This window comes from Spirillospora sp. NPDC047279 (genome assembly GCF_040643285.1).
GTDB lineage: Bacteria > Actinomycetota > Actinomycetes > Streptosporangiales > Streptosporangiaceae > Spirillospora.
In genome coordinates this window covers 158,451-172,564 of record NZ_JBEYUA010000005.1, presented here as the reverse complement: position 1 = coordinate 172,564, position 14,114 = coordinate 158,451, and the positions used below count along the sequence as shown (strand labels likewise).

General features: G+C 71.7%; 13 protein-coding genes. 11 read left to right on the top strand and 2 right to left on the bottom strand.

Translation table 11 applies throughout. The features are described from left to right. Nucleotides 1-18 precede the first annotated feature (18 nt). The 3 genes from ABZ810_RS14425 to ABZ810_RS14415 all read left to right on the top strand — a co-directional run bounded on the left by ABZ810_RS14425 (nucleotide 19) and on the right by ABZ810_RS14415 (nucleotide 4,234). Nucleotides 19-675 carry a hypothetical protein gene (locus tag ABZ810_RS14425; RefSeq protein WP_358403105.1) on the top strand — a complete coding sequence of 219 codons (657 nt, stop codon included), beginning with the start codon at nucleotides 19-21 and terminating at the stop codon, nucleotides 673-675. After that, a complete protein-coding gene (locus ABZ810_RS14420; RefSeq protein WP_358403103.1) occupies nucleotides 672-3,293 on the top strand; it encodes an NACHT domain-containing protein in 2,622 nt (873 codons plus the stop codon). Before ABZ810_RS14425 ends, ABZ810_RS14420 begins: the two co-directional genes overlap by 4 nt. Before the next feature lie 164 nt (nucleotides 3,294-3,457). Then, on the top strand, nucleotides 3,458-4,234 hold the full coding sequence (locus ABZ810_RS14415) for a BTAD domain-containing putative transcriptional regulator (RefSeq protein WP_358403102.1): 777 nt from the start codon (nucleotides 3,458-3,460) through the stop codon (nucleotides 4,232-4,234). Nucleotides 4,235-4,377: 143 nt separating this feature from the next. Here ABZ810_RS14415 and ABZ810_RS14410 read toward each other — a convergent pair whose 3' ends face one another. Beyond that, complete coding sequence (locus ABZ810_RS14410; RefSeq protein ID WP_358403100.1) at nucleotides 4,378-4,593, bottom strand: hypothetical protein; 216 nt, start codon at nucleotides 4,591-4,593, stop codon at nucleotides 4,378-4,380. Nucleotides 4,594-4,848: 255 nt separating this feature from the next. On the opposite strand from ABZ810_RS14410, the gene ABZ810_RS14405 reads away from it, so the two are divergent. The 8 genes from ABZ810_RS14405 (at nucleotide 4,849) to ABZ810_RS14370 (ending at nucleotide 13,441) form a co-directional block, all read left to right on the top strand. Next, a complete protein-coding gene (locus ABZ810_RS14405) occupies nucleotides 4,849-5,079 on the top strand; it encodes a hypothetical protein (RefSeq protein WP_358403098.1) in 231 nt (76 codons plus the stop codon). Nucleotides 5,080-5,093: 14 nt separating this feature from the next. Beyond that, nucleotides 5,094-5,657, top strand: a complete 564-nt coding sequence (locus tag ABZ810_RS14400; RefSeq protein ID WP_358403096.1) for a MauE/DoxX family redox-associated membrane protein — start codon at nucleotides 5,094-5,096, stop codon at nucleotides 5,655-5,657. 9 nt (nucleotides 5,658-5,666) lie between these two features. Beyond that, complete coding sequence (locus ABZ810_RS14395) at nucleotides 5,667-6,248, top strand: hypothetical protein (RefSeq protein WP_358403095.1); 582 nt, start codon at nucleotides 5,667-5,669, stop codon at nucleotides 6,246-6,248. Continuing rightward, a complete protein-coding gene (locus tag ABZ810_RS14390; protein WP_358403093.1) occupies nucleotides 6,245-8,128 on the top strand; it encodes an ABC transporter ATP-binding protein in 1,884 nt (627 codons plus the stop codon). The genes ABZ810_RS14395 and ABZ810_RS14390 overlap by 4 nt, the downstream gene beginning before the upstream one ends. Next, complete coding sequence (locus tag ABZ810_RS14385) at nucleotides 8,125-8,550, top strand: S26 family signal peptidase (protein ID WP_358403092.1); 426 nt, start codon at nucleotides 8,125-8,127, stop codon at nucleotides 8,548-8,550. The genes ABZ810_RS14390 and ABZ810_RS14385 overlap by 4 nt, the downstream gene beginning before the upstream one ends. Before the next feature lie 159 nt (nucleotides 8,551-8,709). Next, the gene (locus ABZ810_RS14380; protein ID WP_358403090.1) at nucleotides 8,710-11,109 is read left to right on the top strand and encodes a BTAD domain-containing putative transcriptional regulator; all 2,400 of its coding nucleotides are present in this window, start codon (nucleotides 8,710-8,712) and stop codon (nucleotides 11,107-11,109) included. A 516-nt stretch (nucleotides 11,110-11,625) separates the two neighbouring features. Next, nucleotides 11,626-12,699 carry a helix-turn-helix domain-containing protein gene (locus tag ABZ810_RS14375; protein WP_358403089.1) on the top strand — a complete coding sequence of 358 codons (1,074 nt, stop codon included), beginning with the start codon at nucleotides 11,626-11,628 and terminating at the stop codon, nucleotides 12,697-12,699. 91 nt (nucleotides 12,700-12,790) lie between these two features. Then, nucleotides 12,791-13,441: a flavodoxin family protein gene (locus ABZ810_RS14370; protein WP_358403087.1), complete on the top strand. Its 651-nt coding sequence runs from the start codon at nucleotides 12,791-12,793 to the stop codon at nucleotides 13,439-13,441. Nucleotides 13,442-13,447: 6 nt separating this feature from the next. On the opposite strand, the gene ABZ810_RS14365 is transcribed toward ABZ810_RS14370, so the two are convergent. Next, a complete protein-coding gene (locus ABZ810_RS14365) occupies nucleotides 13,448-14,038 on the bottom strand; it encodes a TerD family protein (RefSeq protein WP_358403086.1) in 591 nt (196 codons plus the stop codon). Nucleotides 14,039-14,114: the final 76 nt, after the last annotated feature.

Sequence of the window (14,114 nt, the reverse complement as noted above, 5' to 3'; positions counted from 1 at the left end):
ATGACGGAGGAGGCGAACATGTTCTTGCGGGGCTTCCGGCGGCGCACGGGCAAGGAGGCCGCGGAACTGGCCGCGCTCTTCCGCTCCATCGCGGCCCAGAGCCGGAGGACCGCGCATCCCGTCGCGTCGGACGTCCTCGACCATTTCATGGACGGCGCCGGCGACTCCCGTGCGATGCCGGCGGGCTGGCTCCGCTCGTTCACCGTGGTCAGAAAGGCCGAACGCAAGAACCGGCGGCGCTTCGAACGGCAACTCTCACGTGCGGCGGCAGCCCTGGGGGAGGGCGACTCCACCCACCTGCACGATCATTGGGACGCGCGGATCAACGCCTGGATAGGAACCGAGCTCTTCTACGTCAGCAGGATGAGCCTGTTGCGTTCCACCGGCTCGTTCGTCCTGACCAGGGCCGGAACGCGAGTACGGGTGTCGGGTACGGTCCGCCATCACTGGTTCGACCCCTATGACTGGGACCGCGGCCGCTGGGTCTACATTCCCCGGCATGGATTCGTTCCCATCGCGGTCGGCCGGGATCTGGTCGAAGCCGACGAGGCGCGCAACTTCCTGATGGAGTCCCATTACGTTCAGACGCTGGCGGGCAGCTGCCGGGACGGCCGGTGGCTCCGTCGCGGCAAAGCCACGTTCGAATGGTCACCGGCCGGGGCGGGGCGGCCATGACCGCCGACCGTCCGGGGCCGGACGCGGCGGAGGCCGCGGGGGCTCGGCCTGGTCCGCCGGGACCCGTCGAGGGCGGCGGCACCGCGGAGTTCGTGGGGTCGCTCGCACGGCTGAGGCAGTGGGCGGGCGAGCCGTCCCTGAGCAGGCTGCGCTCCCTCGGCGGTGAAATCGTGACTGCGGACGGGGTCAAGATCGACGCGTTGCCGAAGAGCACGACCTCGCATGTCCTCCGGCAGGCCGACAAGCTGCCGCGGTGGGATTTCGTGCGCGCGTTCGTCACCGCCTGTCTCCGCAACTGCGACCACCCTGACGAACTGATCTCCCGGGAACTGGAACGCTGGCTGGCGGCGAGGTCGGCACTGGCCGAGTCGATGTCCGCCGTCGACGGCGGTGCCACGGCGGAAGGGCCGATCCACGCCCCGGGGCAGGCGGCGGTCCCGACCACGGCGGAGAGCACGACGTCACCGGCCGAAGGCGTCGAACGGCCGGTCCAGGACGCGGCCGTCCGGCTGCTGGTACGGCGCGTGGCTCAGGAGGAGGACAGGGCCCGGAAGGGACTGCTCAGCGGTCACGACATCGCGCCGGTCTCATTCGGGGCGCACACCGGCGAGGGCGCGGCCGATGAGGGCACCTCCGGCGAGGCGTCCGGCGACCTGCGTTCGATCGGCCGGTTCTTCAGCGGCCTGCGACCACAGCGCCTGCTGGTCGTAGGCGAATCCGGAGCGGGCAAGACCGTGCTCGCCATCGAGCTGGTCCTGCAACTGCTGGAGCCCTTCCTCACCGCCGCCGAACCGCCCACCGGACGGCCGATGGTGCCGGTACGAGTGAACGCCGCCCGCTGGACGCAGGGACGCCCGTTCGAATCGTGGCTCGCCGAACAGCTCGTTCAGGAGTTCGGGCTCGCCGCCGCGGACGCGACGCGGCTGGTGCGGGACCGCACGATCCTGCCGGTGGTGGACGGGCTGGACGAGCTGGATCCGCAGCCGTCCCCGGGCCCGCCCCGGCGGGCCATGGGGCTGCTGACCGAACTCAACCGGTACAGCGATCTGTCCGGCCGGCGGCCCGGCCCGGTCGTGGTGACCTGCCGGGCCGACCGCCACGCGGAGCTGGCCCGGGCCAGGACCGGGCTCGCGACCGCGAGCCGCATCCACCTGCACCACCTGACCGCCGATCAGATCGGCTCGTACCTGAACGCCCGCTGGCCGGACGGCCATCCATGCCGCCCGCACCGCGACGCCGTCCAGGCGGCCCTGGCGGATCCGTCGGGGGAGGTGCTCCGCACCACGCTGGCCACTCCGTGGCGGCTGCTCCTGACCGTGACCGCCGTGGAGTCCGGGGCGGATCCCGCCGAGCTGCTCCGGAGCGACCCGGACGCGGACCCGGGTGACGCGGTGGAGCTCATCGCCCGCAGGCTGCTCGACGCATACGTTCCCGCGGCGACCAGGCTCGCGCCCCGCTCCGCCCACGGCATGCCCTACGAGCCCGAACAGGTCCGGTCATGGCTGGTGCTCCTGACCGCCCACCTGCGCCGGCAGGCGGAGCACGCCGCCGAGATCGACGAGCCGCCGCCGGGCCTGACGGCGATCGACCTCGTCCCGCACCTGCTGTGGCCGATCGGCGGCCGGCGCCGGGTGCGGGCGCTGCACGGCCTGTGCTGCGCGATCCTGGCGATCATCGCCATGGTGGCGTTCTGGGCCGGGTCGGCCGTGGACGGTCTCGCCGACCTGCGCGACGGTCTCGACGCGGCGCAGGGACTGACGCTGGCGCTCGCGACCGGCTGGATGGCCACCGCCACGATCCTGTCGCTGTCGGCGTGGCCGGCCGCCACCGGAGGGCGCGCCAGCGTCCCACGCCGGAGACGCGTGATAGGCGGGCTCTTCGGCGCCCTCGCGGGGGTGCCCGTCGGGGCGCTCGGGGGCCTGACCGGGCTCGCCCTCACCGGGGGCCGGGCGTTCGGCACCGGCTTCGCCGTGCTCGCGGGTGCGGCCGGGGGCGCGGCCCTCGGCGCGGTCATCGGAGTGACCGCCGCCGGCCGGCGCGGCAGCGAGCGCATGACCGTACGGGAGGCGATCCGTGCCGACCCTCTGTCCCTGCTGGGCTTCGGGCTCTGCGGCGCGCTCACCGGGTCGGCGCCGCTGCGGCTCGCCAGCGCCGGGCCGGTCGCGCTGGCCGCCGGGGTCACGGGAGCCTTCGTCCTCGCCGCCGCGCTCGGGACGGCCTTCAAGATCGCCAACGGCGGCTGGAGCGAGGACGCCGAACTCGCGCATCCACGCGAGGCGCTCCACCGCAACCCGGCCATCGGGGTGGCCTTCGGCCTCACCGGCGGCGTCGCGGCGTTCCTGGTGTTCGTCATGAACGGGAACCCCGTCCGGGCGCTGGCCTGCGCGTTGATCGGCGGGGTGACCTTCGGCCTGGCGTTCGGCGCGATCGCCTGGTCCCGCACGATGATCGGGCTGCTGGTGGCGGCGGGACGTGGGCTGCTTCCGCTGCGGCTGTGGACCTTCCTCGACTGGGCCTGCGAGGCACGGCTGCTGCGCGTCAGCGGCGCCACCTACCAGTTCAGGCATCGCGAACTCCAGGACTTCCTCACCCCGGCGAACGACCCCGGCGAGGACTGAGGATCGCACCCGGCCGCCTCGGGCGGTCGTCCGATTTCGTTCACCTTCGTCCGAGATATGGCTCGTACGTCCGAGACGGCCTTCGATGTGTCTTCAGACCTGGTCGGACGTCCTGCGCGAACGGCCGACCAGGTGACCCGTGGGGGACGGATCTGGGGGACGCTGTGAAGACGCACGGAGGACGCACCATCTCGGTCGGGCTGCTGGGGCCGTTCGAGATCACGGTCGGCGGGGTGCCGGTCGTGCTGACCGCGGGCAGGTTGCGCGCCCTGGTGTCGGTGCTGGCGCTGTCGGCCGGGCGGCCGGTGTCGGTCGACAGGTTGTCGCTGGCGGTGTGGTCGGGGGAAGAGCCGCCGGTGAACGTCCGGCGCAGCGTCCAGACGTACCTGGCGCGGTTGCGCGGTCTGCTCGGCCCGGCGTCGATCCGGTCGACGCCGACGGGCTATGCACTGAACGTCGATTCCGAGGCCGTCGACGTCCTGCGGTTCGTCGGTCTCCTGGAGGCGGCGGACGGAGACGCGGCCCGGCTGCGCCTCGCCGAGGCGCTGGAGCTGTGGCGGGGCGAACCCTTCGACGGGGTTCCCTCGACCTGGTTGCACGAGTCCGAGGCGCCCTGGCTGGTCGAGCGGTACCTCATCGCACTGGAACGGCGGCTCGACCTGGACATCTCCGGAGGGCGGCACGAACGGGTCGTGGTGGAGCTGAGCGAGCTCACCACGCGGTATCCCCTCCGGGAGTCGCTGTGGGCGCGGCTGCTCATCGCCCTCGACCGTTCCGGCCGCCGCGCGGACGCGCTGACACGGTACGAGACGGTCCGTGCCCGGATCGCGGCCGAACTCGGTGTCGAACCCGACACGACCCTCCAGCGGATCCACGTGGATCTGCTGGCCAGGCGAACGCCGAGCCTGCGCTCCGCGGATCACCCGCACGCGCCGAACTGACGCACGAGGCTCATGCGGTAGCGCCAGCGGACCTCGTCCGTCGAATGCACGTTTGCCGGCTCCGCTCGAGGGGCGTACGGCATCGCCGTACGCCCCTCCGTCGTCTGGTCGTACCGCAGCCGCTGGACGCAGCGACGTCGCGCTCAGGCGGCGGTCACGCCGGTCACCCGGGTGCCCTGCGTGCCGTACTCGCGGTCGTTCACGGTGTACTCGCGGTCCAGGGGGACGGCCACTTCGACCACTCCGGCTTGGACCGACCAGTCCTTGTTCTCCTCGGCGGCAACGGCGGGCGACGGGAACAACACCACGCCAAGGGTTCCCAGCGCGGCGGCGGCCGTCGCGAAACCAGCGATCCTCATCGAGTGCTTCTCCTTCTGTTGATCGTCATACTCCGGTTCAGGAGTCTCCATCGGGGGCGAGGACGGAACGGATATGCCGGCGGGCGTCGATCCGGCCGCACGGAGCGGCGGACGGCCGGTGCGTCCACGTTTCGTCCTCGACGCGCAGGATCTGACCCCGGCTCACGGGTGCCGCGGACGTCCACGTTCCGTCGATGTTCGGTCGATCGTCGTTTCCTAGTGTCAGCGGCACTCGACGAAGAGGAGACCGCTGTGATGACGCTCATCGAGAGAAGCACCCGCGTGGCCGAGCGGGTTGCGGACCGGCTGCTCGGCCGCCTGGTGCCGAACATCTCCGCCCACGCCGCGGACCAGTGGTACGAGGACTGCTCGTGCCGTTGCCACACGATCTGCCAGCGTTCCTGTACGCGGTACCAGAGCGGCCAGGTCGTCTGCGGCCCCTGCAACCGGAACTGCCGTTACACCCCCGGCTGCTCCGCCTGCTGAGCCGGTCCGCGACCTTGGCCACCTACCTGCGTTTCGCGGACACGGTGCTGCTCGCCGTGGTGTTCACGGTCGCGGCCGGCAGCAAGGCACGTTCCGCGGCCACGTTCCGGGCGTTCGCCCGGTCGCTGCGACGGCTCGGAGTGCCCGGCCCACGTACGGGCACTCCGGTCGCCGTCGTCGCCGGCGAGTCCGTCATCGCGCTCCTGCTCGCCTGGTCGGCGGCGTTCACGCTGGCGGGGGCGGACGGTGCGTGGCGTGACGTGCCGGGCTCTCTGGGCCTGGTCTCCGCGGCGGCGTCGCTCATCGTCTTCAGCGCGGGAATCGGCGCGGGGCTGCGCCGGGGCGGTGGGGCGACGTGCCAGTGCTTCGGCCCCTCGACCACGGTGCTCGGCGTGCCGCACATCGTCCGCAACGTGCTGCTCGCCGCCCTCGCGGCGGCCGGCGTGCCGGTCACGGGCGGGAACGGGCATGCCGCGGGGTTGCTCATCGCCGCGTGCGCGGGCGTCGCGGCGGCGCTGCTGGTCATCGCGTCGGACGACATCGTCCGGCTGTTCCGCGCGGACACCGTTTCGAGTTGAGGAGTTCCCATGCCCTACCTGACCGCGGCGGTCGTCCTGGTCGGCGCTCTCTGCCTGGTCGATCTCGTCCTGAGCCTCGGCGTCGTCCGCCGCCTGCGAGCCCACACCGCGCTGATCGAGCACGTCCTCACCCGGGAGACCGACCGGACGCCGATCCGGCGTGCGGGTGAACGGGTCGACGCCTTCTCCGCGGCCACCTCGGGGGGCGGGCGCGTCACGAGGGAGACGCTGTCGAAGTCCGCCGCCGGCGTCCTCGTCGGCTTCTTCTCGCCGGACTGCGCCACCTGCCGGGAGAGGCTTCCCGAGTTCGTCCGCGACGCCTCGCGGTGGGAGGAGACGATCGCCGTGGTGGTCGGCGAGGAGGCCGAGGCCAGAGATCTGGCCGCCGCGTTCGAGCTGCACGCGGCGGCGCGGGTGGTGCTGGAGGACCCGAAGGACGCGCCGATGACGGACGCTTTCGGCGTCCGGGCCTTTCCCTCGGTCTGCGTCGTGGACGGGACGGGCCTCCTGCTCAGCAGCGATGCCGACGGTCACCGGCACGAGCCCGCGGCCACCGGCGCCGGACCGGCGGCCGTCACCGAACCGGCGTGAGCGCCCTCCGGCTACCGGCGGAGAGGGAACGGGACCTGCTGCGCAACTGTGCGGCCGCGGTGGCCCTCGCGATGCGAGCGGCGCCGGGAGTGTCCGTCGCGCAGATCGCCGCGACGCTGGCAGCCGGGTTCGTCCCCGTGGCCACCGCCTGGACGACCAAGCTCGTCCTGGACGGGATCGTGGCGCGCGCGCCGCGCGAGGAACTGATCGTCCTGGTCGCAGTGCTGGCCTGCGTCGGCTGCGCGGGCCTGGTGCTGTCCCATCTGACCCAGTACCTGACGAACGAGCTCGGCCGGGCGGTCACACTGGACTCCCAGGATCGCCTCTACGCCGCCGTCAACCGGCAGACGGGCCTGTCCCGGCTCGAGGATCCCGGCTTCCAGGATCATCTGCGACTCGCGCAGCAGGCGGGCGGCTCCGGTCCCGGGCAGGTGCTGGAGGGGATGGTCGGCATCGTGCAGGGCGCCGTCACGCTGACGGGGTTCGTCAGCGTCCTCGTCGTGCTCCACCCGCCGATGGCCGTGCTGTTGCCGCTGGCGGCGGCTCCGGCCATGGTCCCGGAACTCGCGCTCAGCAGGCGCCGGGCCCGGATGGTCTGGGGCGTCGGGCCGAACGAGCGGCGCGAGCTGTTCTACAGCGACCTGCTGTCCAGCCTGACGGCCGCGAAGGAGGTGCGGTTGTTCGGCCTCGGCGACCTGTTCCGGACGCGGATGCTGACCGAGGTCAGGGCGGCCCACCGGGAGCGCAGGCTCATGGACCGGCGCGAGGCGCGCACCCACACCACCCTGTCGGTGTTCTCGGCCCTGATCTCCGGGGCAGGGCTGACCTGGGCCGTCTTCATGGCGGCCTCCGGCCGGCTCTCCGTGGGCGACGTCTCCGTCTTCGTGGCGGCCGTGGCGGGCGCCCAGGGTGTGCTCAGCGGCATCATCGGACGGGTCGCCGACACGCATCAGGCCCTTCTGCTCTTCGGTCACTTCCGCCACGTCATCGCCCTCGAACCGGACCTGCGCACCGCTCCCGCCGCGCGCACCGCTCCGGACCCGGCCCCCGCGGTGACCGGAGCGGTGCGCGTTCCGGTGCGGCGGGGCATCGAATTCCAGGACGTGTGGTTCCGTTACGGCGACGACCTCCCGTGGACACTCCGGGGGTTGGACCTGACCCTTCCGCCGGGACGCGCACTCGGACTGGTCGGTGTGAACGGCGCGGGCAAGAGCACGATCGTCAAGCTTCTGTGCCGCTTCTACGACCCGACCCGCGGCCGGATCCTCTGGGACGGCGTCGACATCGCCGACCTGCCCGTCGCGGACCTGCGACGGCGGATCGGCGCGGTCTTCCAGGACTACATGTCCTACGACCTCTCGGCGGCCGAGAACATCGGGATCGGCGACGTCCGGGCGCTGGACGACCGGGCGAGGATCGAAATGGCGGCCGGCGAGGCCGGGGTGCACGAGGCGCTGGCCTCGCTGCCCCGCGGCTACGAGACCATGCTCTCGCGCATGTTCTTCCTCGACGGCGACGGGACGGCCGACGAGGAGACCGGGGTGCTGCTGTCCGGAGGGCAGTGGCAGCGGGTGGCGCTGGCCCGCGCCTTCCTGCGCACAGGTCGTGACCTGCTCATCCTGGACGAGCCGAGCTCGGGTCTGGATCCCGAGGCCGAGTACGCGATGCACGCCCGGCTGAGAGAGTTCCGGCGCGGAACGACGAGCCTGCTCATCTCGCACCGGCTCGGGTCGGTCCGCGACGCGGATCTCATCGCGGTCGTGGAGGAGGGCCGGGTGGCCGAGACCGGCACCCATGCCCAGCTGCTCGAACGTGGCGGGCTCTACGCCCGCCTCTTCCGTCTCCAGGCGGGCGGGTACGGTGTGGAGGTGCCGACATGATCTTCGCGGTGGTGGCGGCCGTCGCCCTGCTCGCCGTGACGGCGACCGGGACGTGGACGCTGCGGCGGCGCCTGGTCGTGGTCACCGTCCGCGGGCCGAGCATGGAGCCGACCGTCTACGACGGGGACAGGCTGCTGGTCCGGGTGCTGCCGGCGGAACGGCTGTCGACGGGTCAGGTGGTGGTCCTGGCCGACTCGAGCGGCCCGCACGAGTGGATCGTCAAACGGCTGGCCGCGCTGCCCGGCGAGCCGGTGCCGCGCGACCTGGTGCCGTCGATCACCGACACGCGGGTGCCAGGTGGATGCCTGGTGCTGCTGGGCGACAACCCCGAACGGAGCCGGGACTCCCGGGACGCCGGCTACTTCGCGGCCGGTGCGGTGCTCGGTGCCGCCGTCCGGCGGCTGACTCCGTCCAGCGGCTGACTCCGTCCAGCGGCGATCACGCGGGACCGCGTGAAGCGGTGCTGAAGCGCTCCTGAAGCAGCGCGGTGTGACACTCCTGCCCTTTCTGGCTGACGCGCCGGTCACGAGGCATGGGCGTGTTCCGGGGCGTCCGCGTCCATCAGGTGGAGCGGGGCGATCGTGGAGTTCTGGGTTCTCGGGTCACTTGACGTCACTCATCGGGGCCGGTCGCTGATCGGGGGCACGCCGCGGGACCGCACCGTCCTCGCGATCCTGCTGGCTCGCGCCAACGAGACGGTCGGCGTCGACCTCCTGATCGACGAACTGTGGCCGGAGGAGCCCCCCGCGCAGGCGCGGGCGCTCGCGAGGGGGTACGTCTCGCGGATCCGCCGGGTCCTTCGCGACAGCGCGGCCGGGGATGCGGCCGCTCGCCGGCTGGTCACCCGCAAACCCGGCTACCTGCTGCACGTCGAGAGCGGCGAGCTGGATCTGCTGCGCTTCGAGAAGGCGGTGGACGACGCCCGCCGGACGATGCGGGCAGGGAACGCGGAGCGCTGCCGGGAGTCGCTGCGCCAGATACGCGAACTGTGGCGGGGGACGCCGTTCACGGACGTGCCGCCCACCGCGACCATCCGTGCCACTGCCGCCCGCCTCACCGAGCTGCGCATGGTGACCCTCGAGGGGCTCTTCGACGTCGCCCTGAACGCCGGGCAGGACGCCGACATCGTCACCGAGCTGGGCGAACTCGGCGAGGAACATCCCCTGCGGGAACGCCTCGTCGGGCAGCTCATGCTCGCCCTCCACCGATGCGGGCGCACCGCGGCGGCGCTCGAGGTCTACCAGCGGGTCAAACGGAGGCTCGCCGACGAGCTCGGCATCGATCCGGGAGTCGAACTCCAGCGGCGTCAGCTCGCCATCCTGCGCGACGAGCCCGGCATACGCCCCCATGTGCCCACGGTGCCGGCGGACCCGATGCCGGGCGGCGTCTCCCACCCGCCCGCGGCGACGCCGGTCGTTCCCTCCCCGCCCGTCGCGCATCCGGCCCCGGTGCCGCACCAGTTACCGGCGGAGTCCGCGCTGTTCACCGGCCGAGCCCGGGAGCTGGCCGAGCTGGATGCCGCCGGGGACGGGGCCGCCGTGACGATCAAGGTGATCGACGGGATGGCCGGAGCCGGGAAGACCGCCCTGGCGATCCGTGCCGCTCACCGGCTCGCGCACCGGTACCCGGACGGCCAGCTGTTCCTCGACCTGCACGGGTTCACCGGCGGCGTGCGGCCGGTCGAGCCGGCCGACGCGCTCGACCGGCTGCTGCGCGGTCTCGGGATTCCGGGCGAGGCCGTCCCGAACCATCTCGACGACCGTTCCGCGCTGCTCCGCACGACCCTGGCCCGGCGGCGCGTTCTGCTCTTGCTGGACAACGCGGCGGGCCATGAGCAGGTGCGGGCGCTGATGCCGGGGACGCCGGGCTGCCTGGTGCTGATCACCAGCCGCCACCGGCTCGCCGACCTGGACGAAGCCGACCCGGTCTCGCTGGACGTGCTGCCCCCGGCCGACGCCGTCACCCTCTTCACCCGCATCGCCGAGCGGCACCGGCCCGGCGCGGCCCCGCCCGACCTCGTGATCGAGATCGTCGAGTCATGCGGGCGGCTGCCCCTGGCCATCCGCGTCGCCGCCGCCCGCCTCCGCGCCCATCCGAACTGGTCGCTCGCCGATCTCCTGGACCGGCTCCGTGACCACCGATCCAGGCTGGCCGAACTGCGCGCCGGGCAACGGAGCGTCGGCGCCGCCCTCGACCTGTCCTACGACACCCTCACCGACCATCAGCGGCGCGCGTACCGGCTGCTCGGCCTGCAGTTCGGTCCTGAGATCGACGTGTCCGCGGCCGCGGCGCTCCTCGACACCACCCCGGCCCGGGCCAGGGAGCATCTGGACGCGCTGCTGCACGTCCACCTGCTCTCGGAGCCGACACCGGGCCGCTACCGGCTCCACGACCTCACCCGAGCGCACGTCGTGCACACCTGCCGGGAGCGGGAGCGTGAGGAGGACCGCCGCGCCGCCCTGTCACGTCTGCTGGACCACTACGCGTCCACCGCGACGGCCGCGATCGATGCGCTCTATCCGCAGGAGGCTCCACGCGAGCCGTTCACCGCTCCGGACGACGGCGCGGGTGAGCCTCCGAGTCCCGCCGACGCCGCCACATGGCTCCGCCAGGGCCCCTTCGCCGAGGCCCACGCCAGGTACGAACAGGCTCGCGTGATCGCACGCCATGCCGGGGACCGCGTCGGTGAACTGCACGCGCTCATCGGCCTGGCGGCCATCGGCCACGAGCGGGGCCGCCGCGACCGGGCCATCGAGCAACTCGGCCAGGCGCTGTCCATCGCCCGCGACACCGGCGACCGGCTCGGTGAGATGGAGGCGCTCTGTGGCCTCGGCGACATCGACCACATGCGGCGCCGGCCTGAACGCGCGGCCGCGCACTACGAACAGGCCCTCGTCATCGCCCGCGAGGTGGGCCGCCATGGCTACGCCGTCGAGGCGCTCACCGGACTGGGCCACGCCCTCCGGGAGAGCGGAGAGTGAAGCGCCCGTGGGTACGCCGGCTTGATTTCGGATCCTTGAGCGCGACCGGGCCGGCCGCCGGCCAACGTGCTCGTGTGCTCCGTGACGGGCCGTTCAGCTGGGTCTCGACTTCCCGCACCTGAACCAGCGCGACATCATCGAGCTCTACCAGCTCTTCTCCCGAAACCCGCCGACATGATCGCGATCATCCGCTGACGCATGGACGGCGAGAACGGGCGGGACTCGATGGGCGGCGAAGCCCCGTGATCATTCGCTGCGTTCGGGTCGTCCAATTCCGTCCGCCTTCGTCCAACCCGTGGCCGATCATCCGCCACGGGCCTTCGATGTGAGTGGTGACCTGGCCGGACGTTCTCATCGCAGCGCCGGCCTGCTTGGTGGAGAAGCCGGCGGCTTCGGTCAGCTCAACCGTCGGGACGGCCGGGGGATCCGGGCGGCCTGGTCGCGGGCGGCCCGGATCGAGGGCCCGTCACGGAGCGCCGCGACAGCCGATGCGATGGGGAGAACGAGGAGTCGTGCGTGCATGTCGTGAGTACCGAGGGGGCGCCGGAAGCGGAACGTTTCGGTTTCTGGCGCGAGGTGAGCGCGCAGACCTGGGTGCCTGACGAACTGCGCTGCGAAGCGGACCTCGATCGACCGTTTCGGGCCAGGGTGAACGTCTGCGATCTCGGCACCGTGCAGGTGGCGCTGATGGCCGCCACGCCGTACTCCATCCACCGCACGCCCAAGCTCGTCCGCCAGGACGATCCGGGTGTGTGGAAGCTCTGCGTAGCCGTGCACGGGGCGGGGACCATCGCGCAGGACGACCGGGAAACGGCGTTCACGGCCGGTGACCTCTTCCTGTGCGACACCTCGAGGCCGTACACGGCGGCCTTCCCGGCCGACGCACCGGCCGGCCGGCTGCTGGTCATACGGCTCGCGCGCTCGTCGCTTCCGCTGCCGGAGCGGGAACTGCGGCGCCTGACCGCGGTGCGCATCGCGGGAACGCACGGGATGGGTGCGCTGACGTCGTCCTTCCTGCTCCACCTCGCCCAGCGCATGGACGAACTCGGCCAGGCCGATGTGGCCAGGCTGTCCACGCTCACACTGGACATGCTCACCGCCGCGCTCGCCCACGAACTGGACGCCGCCGACGCCGTACCCCGGCGGTCGCGCCGCCGGGCGCTGCTCGCCCGCATTCACGCGTTCATCCACGGCAATCTCGGCGACCCGGGCCTGTCACCGACCTCGATCGCCGCCGCCCACTACATTTCCGTACGGCACCTCCACAATCTGTTCCAGGAACAAGAACACACGGTCGTCGGCTGGATTCGCCTGTGCCGGCTGGAACGGTGCCGGCGAGAACTCGCCGACCCGCTGGCCGCAGACCGGCCGATCAGCGAGATCGCTGCCAGGTGGGGATTCCTCAGCCCCCCGCATTTCACCCGTGCCTTCCGAAGCGCCTACGGCGTGGCGCCCAGCCAATACCGCCGGCAGCACACCATGCGCGTGGACGAGGAGTGCACGCAGGACAAAGACCCACGCACTCCCAGGTTGGAGCCCATGAGAGAAGGCCGGCTGGTTCCCGGCGTCCAAATACAGACCGGGCCGTGAGGAAAGGCGCGTCGGAAGGCATCTCCTGGCAGGCAGGGAGGAGAATCATCGCGATGGCGGCACCACGCGAGTCCCCAGGAGTTCCGCGACCATGTCGTGCGGCTCGAACACCCGGGGCCTGATCGACGTCAGCGCCCGCATCATGGAGAAGCGGGGCGTGACCGTCGAGCACATTCGCGCGGTCGACCATGACATCGCCTTCGGCGTGTGGCCCGACATGACCGAGCACGGCTGGCCCTCGGACGAGTGGCCGTCCCTGCAACAACGTGTCATGACGGCCGACATCCTGGTCCTGGCGGGGCCCATCTGGCTCGGCGACAACAACTCGGTGACCAAGCAGGTCATCGAACGCCTCTACGCCAACTCCTCGATCCTCAACGAGCACGGCCAGTACGCCTACTACGGCAAGACCGGCGGCTGCCTCATCACGGGCAACGAGGACGGGGTCAAGCACTGCGCGATGAACGTCCTCTACAGCCTCCAGCACCTGGGCTACACGATCCCGCCCCAATCCGACGCCGGCTGGATCGGCGAGGCCGGCCCGGGACCGTCCTACCTCGACCCAGGCTCAGGTGGCCCGGAGAACGACTTCACCAACCGCAACACGACGTTCATGACCTGGAACCTCATGCACATGGCCCGCATCCTCAAGGACGCGGGCGGCATCCCCGCCCACGGCAACCAACGCTCGGAGTGGGACGCGGGCTGCCGCTTCGACTTCGAAAACCCCGACTACCGCTGACCGGTGCTACTGCATCGCGAATTTGATCAGCGCCTGCCGGTCGCCCTGCTTGATCTTTCCCTGGCGGTTCAGGACCTCGAGCTGCCATTCGGGGCCGTTGCGGAAGGCACGGCAGATGGCGTTGGCGTTGTCCTTGCCGAGCAGTGACGGCCAGATGTCGGCGACCTGCTCACTGGATCCGCCGGTGGCGTCGTAGACCTTGAACGAGACGTTGTTGGCCTTGTCGAACGAGCTGCCTCGTTTGAAGGCCGCGGCGATGAAGACGATGGAGGTGATCGCGGCCGGGACGTCGGCGAAGGTGACCCGGACGGTCTCGTCGTCGCCCTCGGCGGCGCCGGTCTGCTCGTCTCCGGAATGCTTGACCGAGCCGTTGCCGAGCGGGTCCAGCGAGTCCAGGCCGGCGAATCTGACCGGATCGGATCCCTGCACCAAGACGGCGACCAGGTCGAGGTCCACCCCCTTCTTCCGCCGGGCCATGCCGAGGACTCCACCGCTGGAGCCGGCGGAGGGGTCCCAGGCGACTCCCACGACGAGATGAGTGATGCCGTTCAGGTCGGCTGCGCCGTCATCCTTGCTGAGCGTGATCGCCATCTTCATCCCTCAAGCGTTCTCAGACCCATGGGCGGCTGCCCCGCGTGCGGTCCAACGAGCCGGACCGACAGCAGGTTCCGGA

What these genes read in the sequence shown, in the direction of transcription:
- ABZ810_RS14370 (WP_358403087.1), top strand. Translation starts at nt 12,791, where the DNA reads ATGTCGTGCGGCTCGAACACCCGGGGCCTGATCGACGTCAGCGCCCGC.
- ABZ810_RS14420 (WP_358403103.1), top strand. Translation starts at nt 672, where the DNA reads ATGACCGCCGACCGTCCGGGGCCGGACGCGGCGGAGGCCGCGGGGGCT.
- ABZ810_RS14365 (WP_358403086.1), bottom strand. Translation starts at nt 14,038, where the DNA reads ATGAAGATGGCGATCACGCTCAGCAAGGATGACGGCGCAGCCGACCTG.
- ABZ810_RS14405 (WP_358403098.1), top strand. Translation starts at nt 4,849, where the DNA reads ATGACGCTCATCGAGAGAAGCACCCGCGTGGCCGAGCGGGTTGCGGAC.
- ABZ810_RS14425 (WP_358403105.1), top strand. Translation starts at nt 19, where the DNA reads ATGTTCTTGCGGGGCTTCCGGCGGCGCACGGGCAAGGAGGCCGCGGAA.
- ABZ810_RS14410 (WP_358403100.1), bottom strand. Translation starts at nt 4,593, where the DNA reads ATGAGGATCGCTGGTTTCGCGACGGCCGCCGCCGCGCTGGGAACCCTT.
- ABZ810_RS14385 (WP_358403092.1), top strand. Translation starts at nt 8,125, where the DNA reads ATGATCTTCGCGGTGGTGGCGGCCGTCGCCCTGCTCGCCGTGACGGCG.
- ABZ810_RS14395 (WP_358403095.1), top strand. Translation starts at nt 5,667, where the DNA reads ATGCCCTACCTGACCGCGGCGGTCGTCCTGGTCGGCGCTCTCTGCCTG.